The organism is Candidatus Deferrimicrobiaceae bacterium, from assembly GCA_035256765.1.
GTDB lineage: Bacteria > Desulfobacterota > Deferrimicrobia > Deferrimicrobiales > Deferrimicrobiaceae > CSP1-8.
This window is the reverse complement of record DATEXR010000304.1, coordinates 1-4261: the sequence shown is the minus strand read 5'-3', so window position 1 is coordinate 4261 and position 4261 is coordinate 1. Positions and strand designations below refer to the sequence as shown.

General features: G+C 62.5%; 5 protein-coding genes. All 5 read right to left on the bottom strand.

Translation table 11 applies throughout. From position 1 onward, the window contains the following. Window positions 1-145: 145 nt before the first annotated feature. Window positions 146-583, bottom strand: a complete 438-nt coding sequence (locus VJ307_10680) for a VOC family protein (GenBank protein HJX74600.1) — start codon at window positions 581-583, stop codon at window positions 146-148. A 384-nt stretch (window positions 584-967) separates the two neighbouring features. Further along, window positions 968-1777: an SDR family oxidoreductase gene (locus VJ307_10675; GenBank protein HJX74599.1), complete on the bottom strand. Its 810-nt coding sequence runs from the start codon at window positions 1775-1777 to the stop codon at window positions 968-970. 365 nt (window positions 1778-2142) lie between these two features. Next, a complete protein-coding gene (locus VJ307_10670) occupies window positions 2143-2280 on the bottom strand; it encodes a HepT-like ribonuclease domain-containing protein (GenBank protein HJX74598.1) in 138 nt (45 codons plus the stop codon). 1019 nt (window positions 2281-3299) lie between these two features. After that, complete coding sequence (locus VJ307_10665) at window positions 3300-3716, bottom strand: HepT-like ribonuclease domain-containing protein (protein ID HJX74597.1); 417 nt, start codon at window positions 3714-3716, stop codon at window positions 3300-3302. After that, window positions 3713-4123, bottom strand: coding sequence for a nucleotidyltransferase domain-containing protein (locus VJ307_10660; protein ID HJX74596.1), 411 nt, complete (start codon window positions 4121-4123; stop codon window positions 3713-3715). The genes VJ307_10665 and VJ307_10660 overlap by 4 nt, the downstream gene beginning before the upstream one ends. Window positions 4124-4261 lie beyond the last annotated feature (138 nt).

Genomic DNA, 4261 nt, shown 5'->3' with positions numbered 1-4261 from the left:
GGGAGGTCGCAAAGCCTTTCCAGCAGATCGAAGGAGTTCGTCATTTCTTCCGTCATGGTCCCGGTCGATGACGAATTCGGGCCGGGGCCGGAAGGAGCCCTGCCCCTCCCGGCCGGGTTGACGAAAACAGGAACTTCGTATTTGGTTAGTGCGGTTCCCGTGACAGCGACTTGAAGAACTCCTCCCCCCTCTTCTTCATCTCTTCGGGCGGTACGTCCTCCTTGCGCGTGGCCAGATCCCATTGGCACCCGAAGGGATCGGTGACCGATCCGCTGCGGTCGCCCCAGAACATGTCGGTCACCGGATGCTTGATCTTTGCGCCGGCGCCGACCGCCTTCTTGAAGGCTTTGTCGACATCCTCGACATACAGGTAGAACGAACACGACGCGCCCCCCAGCGACTCCGGGCTGCGCGGCCCCGATTCCGGACCATCCTCGCAGAGGAAGAAGCGCGAATCTCCGATCCGAAGCTCCGCGTGGACGACGCTTTCACCGTCGAGACCGTTCATCCGCCCCAGTTCTTCGGCGCCGAAGGCCCGCTTGTAGAACTCGATCGCCCCGGCGGCGCTCCCCACCGCCAGCATAGGCGTAATGGCATGATATCCCTCGGGAATCGGTTGCACTCCCCTCCCTACTTTCCTTGCTTCTTTCATCGTTCCCTCCTCCATTCCTTCCGCGCTCCCGGCCCGGCCGCAGGTCCCGCCGGATACCCCGGCGCCGAAGGCAGGGGAAAAGGTCGCCCTCTCCCCCGGCTCGGAAAGATTACGATCCGCCTTGTCGATTCAGATTAGATGAGAGGTCTTGGAAGGGGATTCCGCGGGGTGGTCGTTACGGCCCGGACTTTCTTCGCCCCTCGAACCCCGCGACGCCCGGGAGGTTGCAAAGCCGTTGTAGAGGCCCGGGCCCAGGGCCGGTTGCGCAGGCGGGATTCCGAGGTCCCGCCCGCCGGCCGTCTTCGCCCCGACCGATTACCGGCGATACTTCCCCTGGAGCCGGAGCGCCAGGGAGCGGACGACGAATCCGGGGAGCGCCTTCAACAGGAACACGTAGAACTTGTAACGCCAGCCGGGCACGACGAACAGTTTTCCGCGCGCGAGGCCCCGCAGGGAGGCGGCCACGACATCCTCCGCGGATGTCCACCAGCCCGCGGGAACATGATCCCTTCCGATCCCCAAAGCGTCATGGAATTCCGTGAGGGTGTAGCCCGGACAGAGCGCCTGCACCTTGACGAGCGACCCGATGGCGGCAAGATCAAGATACAGCCCTTCCGTGAAACTGTTCATCCACGCCTTGGTGGCGCAGTAGCCGGCGTTGCCGGGACTCTGTGCGAAGGCGGCCACCGAAGAGACGTTCACCAGGTTCCCTTTTCCGCGGGCGACCATCCCGGCAAGCGCTGCGTGGCTCAGCCGCACGGCGGCCAGCACGTGGAGGCGGTGCATCCGGTCCTGTCCCTTCGCGTCGACCTGGAAAAACAGGCCCCGCGTGCCAAAGCCCGCGTTGTTCACGAGGAACTCCAGGTCCCCGGCGCGGGTGATTCGCTCCTCCACCTTCCGGAGATCGGCGTCCTCGGTCAGGTCCGCCGCCAGGACCTCCGCCTCTACCCCGTGGCTCGTCTCCAGCTCGTCCGCAAGCTGCTCAAGCCTTTCTATCCTGCGGGCGACCAGAACCAGATCATAGCCCCCGGAGGCGAGACGCCTGGCATAAACCGCCCCGATTCCGCTGGATGCGCCCGTCACCAGCGCGGTCCGTCCGGCGCCCCTCGACAACGTGCTCGTCACAACTCACCCCTCCACCCAAGATATCAGCCCCCGAGGCAGGCGACCGCTCCATGTTCCGCATCGCGGGAAAGGCCGTGCCGGCGTTCAGCGGGATATTGCTCCCCCCCCCGGGGCTCTGCAGCTCGCTGAACGGCAGGGCGATGACGTTCGACCCCAGAAGCAGCCGGACATCGCCCGGATGGACCACGTTCGAAAAACTCCGGAAAGCGGATCGGGCGCCTGGCTATTCGCGCCGATGGGACCCCGGTTTTCGTCCCCTCGCCCTCGCCAGAGGCTCCTCCCATTCCGGGACCTGCGACGCCAGGAATTCCTCCGGGCTGATGTCATCGAACGCCATCTTCGCTCGTCCGGCGCTGGAAACCGAGTTATCCAGCGTCTTCCGAGGACAGAATCTTCTCGAGCCTTGCGATGAGAGGGGGAAGGTCCCGGGCCACGATCTGCCAGAGGACGTCGTAATCGACCCAATCATACCCGTGGATGAGCCGATTCCGCATTCCCACGATCTGGGCCCACGGGAATGGGATGACGGGCGCTTTCCGCTTTCGGTACTCTACCGGCCGCCTCTCCCACGATTTCGGGCAATCGGACGAGCGCCAGGTTCAACGTCCGATCCGAGTCGAGGTCGGAGCGCGCCTTGCCGTGGCATAAGGCAACGGCTTCCCGCGTATAATCCAGCATATGGCGCAGGCGGATTACGTTATCCCGCCTGCTCAAATTGCACCTCGGCTTCTTCTTTCACCCTTTCCCGATAATAGGGGCTCAGGAATCCTGGCCATCTTGCTCTCCTTCATTGCCCTCCGTGCGTGTCGCCCCTGCTCCACTCGCGTCGCCTCTCGGATCTTTGACCACGATAATATATCATCCACTCGGGAAAGGAGGCTTGTGAGGTTGAAGTTGACCGGACTTCACGAAGATCGTTGCGCTCGGAAGCACGACTTACGGTAGGGCGTTCGCGGTCGAGAAGGACGTGCCGTCAAACGGAACGCGGAACGATTCCCGGAAGACTTCATGTTCCAACTCTCGCGCGAGGATGCCGATTCTCTAAGGACACAATTTGTGACCTTAAAAAAAGTCCGGGCGCGGAAAGCATCGGAAATACCTACCTTTTGCCTTTACCGAGCAAGGCGTAGCAATGCTCTCCGGCGTCCTTCAGAGTCCTCGGGCGGTACAAGTCAATATCGCCATCATGCGGGCGTTTGTCCGGATGCGGCGGATGCTCATATCGCATGAGGAACTGGCCCGCAAGGTGGACGCCCTCGCCCGAACCGTCCCTGGTTCGAAACCCGGTCGGGCGGGGCGTCGTGGAACGAGGGGATCATTTCGCCAGCTCCCGCATCTTCTCCAGGAGTTTCACCATCCCCAGGGTGTTCGGCCGGCGGTCCAGTCCCTCAAACCATCCATGACGCGGTTGACCCGGCTGAGGGAGGAGGAAGCAGAGAACTTGAGGTCGCAAATTGCGACCGGTTCGAACGCCTGAAACATTCGACCGCTTTCCCTTTCGCGTTCACCTCTGCCTTGTGCGTCAGCCGGCGAAAGACAGGACTGCCTTGAGGTAAACCGGCAGGTCGGAGAGGGCGGCCTGGATCGCCTCGAAAACCTTGGCGGGATCGATGTCGTCGTACTCGTGGACGATGCGGTTGCGCAGGCCCGCCGACGAGGCGATCTTGGAGGCGAAGACGGTCTCGAAGATGCCCATCTTCCCGAGCTCGGTGAAGCTTTCGTAATCGTCTCGGGGAGGAGGACGGTCGGATCCCGTGATCAGGTGGTAGTTGACATCGATCATCCGCGTGATCGTCCGCTCGAGGAACCGCTCGGCCAGGACCTCCTTGTAGGGGTCGGCCAGGTATTCCCCCAGTCCGCCGGAGACGAGCTTCCGGAGCTCCTCGAGGTCCCTTCCGATGAGGAGGACCTTGCGCGTGACGAGCTCCCGGTCGATCATCGGGCGATCTTTTCGACGTAGCGACGTGCGAAGTCGCGTTCCATTGCGAGGTATTTCCCGTGGTCCTGGTACCGCTTGAAGGCCAGGCGCAGGAACGCGTCGGCTGCCCCGGGTTCTTCGTAGAGGACCAGGAAGCGCTCGGCGATCTTCTTCATGAAAAGCGGGTCGGCCCGTTCGAGAGAGGCGACGTCGATCTCCCGGCCGGGGAAGATGCCCGAGAGCTCCCCCTGTACATCGAGCAATCTGCCCAGGGTCGGCTTCCGGTCCCTGAAACGGACCGCAATGTCGACATCGCTGTTCTCCCGCGTATTTCCTGCCGCGAAGGAGCCGAACAGAAGGACGAGGGCGATTCCGTGCCTCCGTGCGACGGCGGAAACAGCGTCCCGGATTTTTGCGGTGATCTCCATGGGCCGATGGTACCAATCGCCGGAAAGGAAGTCAAAACAAGGTGTTGCGCTATACCCTGCTCTTCCTCGTTTCAGACAGCCATTGATGGCAGAGGGGTATCCACTTGACTCAACTCCCCACTACCCATGGTGGCCATG

Coding starts and splice junctions, on each gene's coding strand:
- VJ307_10680 (HJX74600.1), bottom strand. CDS start 583: ATGCTGGCGGTGGGGAGCGCCGCCGGGGCGATCGAGTTCTACAAGCGG.
- VJ307_10665 (HJX74597.1), bottom strand. CDS start 3,716: ATGATCGACCGGGAGCTCGTCACGCGCAAGGTCCTCCTCATCGGAAGG.
- VJ307_10660 (HJX74596.1), bottom strand. CDS start 4,123: ATGGAGATCACCGCAAAAATCCGGGACGCTGTTTCCGCCGTCGCACGG.